2 protein-coding genes are annotated in these 1,752 nt (G+C 66.2%); both read right to left on the bottom strand.

Features of this window, described 5'->3' with window-relative positions; all coding sequences use genetic code 11:
- Positions 1–911 (bottom strand): pyruvate kinase (pyk, locus tag J7I97_RS35470; RefSeq protein ID WP_214943917.1); only part of this gene is annotated, 911 nt, incomplete at its 3' end.
- 146 nt (positions 912–1,057) lie between these two features.
- The coding region (locus tag J7I97_RS35465) for an SIMPL domain-containing protein (protein WP_251059482.1) at positions 1,058–1,752 on the bottom strand (695 nt) is incomplete at its 5' end.

Here is a 1,752-nt window from a genome sequence, read left to right as displayed (position 1 = left end):
TCTGTGCCGTCGATGATGGCGTTGGCGACGTCGGAGGCTTCGGCGCGGGTGGGGCGGGAGTTGTCGATCATCGAGTCGAGCATCTGGGTGGCGACGATGACGGGTTTGGCGTTGCGCTTGGCGAGTTTGACGGCGCGCTTTTGGACGATGGGGACTTGTTCGAGGGGCATTTCGACGCCGAGGTCGCCGCGGGCGACCATGATGCCGTCGAAGGCGGCGACGATGTCGTCGATGTTTTCGACGGCTTGGGGCTTTTCGATTTTGGCGATGACGGGGAGGCGGCGGCCTTCTTCGTCCATGACGCGGTGGACGTCTTCGATGTCGTGGCCGCTGCGGACGAAGGAGAGGGCGATGACGTCGGCGCCGGTGCGCAGGGCCCAGCGGAGGTCTTCGATGTCCTTGTCGGAGAGGGCGGGGACGGAGACGGCGACGCCGGGGAGGTTGAGTCCCTTGTGGTCGGAGACCATGCCGCCTTCGATGACGAGGGTGCGTACGTGGGGGCCTTCGACTGCGATGACTTCGAGGGTGACGCGGCCGTCGTCTACGAGGATGCGTTCGCCGGTGGTGACGTCTGTGGCGAGGCCTTTGTAGGTGGTGCCGCAGGTGTGGCGGTCGCCTTCGTGGTCTTCGACGGTGATGGTGAACTCGTCGCCGCGTTCAAGGAGTACGGGTCCTTCGCGGAAGCGGTCGAGTCGGATCTTCGGGCCTTGAAGGTCGGCGAGGATTCCGACGCTGTGGCCGGTTTCGTCGGATGCCTTGCGTACGTGCTGGTAGCGCTCTTCGTGTTCGGCGTAGGTGCCGTGGCTGAGGTTGAATCGGGCGATGTCCATTCCGGCTTCGACCAGGGCTTTGATCTGGTCGTATGAGTCGGTGGCGGGGCCCAGGGTACATACGATTTTCGCTCGGCGCATGGGTCGAGCGTATGCCCCTACCAGGCAGTAGGAAATTGGTTCTGGGTGTCCACTCAACAACCTTTGGGCGAAAGGTTGTTGACAATTGTTGAATGTGCATGGGGGTGCTCTGATGAGCACCCCCGGGGGTGCGGTTGGTGCGGTTTTCAGAGCTGTGGCGGGGTCATCGTGAAGCGGGCGTTGACCTGGGCGTAGACGGTCTGGCGTTGGGGTTCGAGGTCGAGTGGCGGGGCGGCTTCTTCGTCGGCGGAGCCGTAGGCCATGGAGCGCATCGTGCCGCCGGGGGCTGCTGCGGTGAGGGCGATGGCGTTTTCGGCGCCGAGGTCGGCGAGTTCGACGAGAGCGGCGAGGTGGGCGCCGAGGGCTTCGGCGTATTCGCGGGCGCGTTGGACGGCTTCGAGTACGGCTTGGCGGCGGGCTTGGCCGTGGGCGGGTGAGGTGGGGCGCAGGGCCCACCAGGGGCCGTCGACGCGGGTGAGGTCGAGGTCGGCGAGGCGGGTGGTGAGTTCGCCGAGGGTGGTGAAGTCGTTGAGTTCGGCGGTGATGTGGACTCGGCCGTGGTAGGCGCGGACGCGTTCGGCGCGGCCGTGGCGGGTGAGTTCGGGGGTGATGGAGAAGGCGCCGGTTTCGAGTTTTTCGACGGGGTCGCCGTAGCTCTTGATGAGGTCGAGTACGGCGTTGTTGCGGCGGGTGAGGTCTTCGAGTGCGGTGCGGCGGTCGGTGCCGCGGGCGCTGACGGTGATTCCGATGCGGGCGATTTCGGGGTCGACCTCGATGCGGGCTTCGCCGCGCACTGCGACGCGGGGTACTTCGGGGGTGCCGTAGGGCTGGGGCGTTGCGT

This window comes from Streptomyces sp. ISL-87 (assembly GCF_018614095.1).
GTDB lineage: Bacteria > Actinomycetota > Actinomycetes > Streptomycetales > Streptomycetaceae > Streptomyces.
This window is presented reverse-complemented; position numbering and strand designations above follow the sequence as displayed.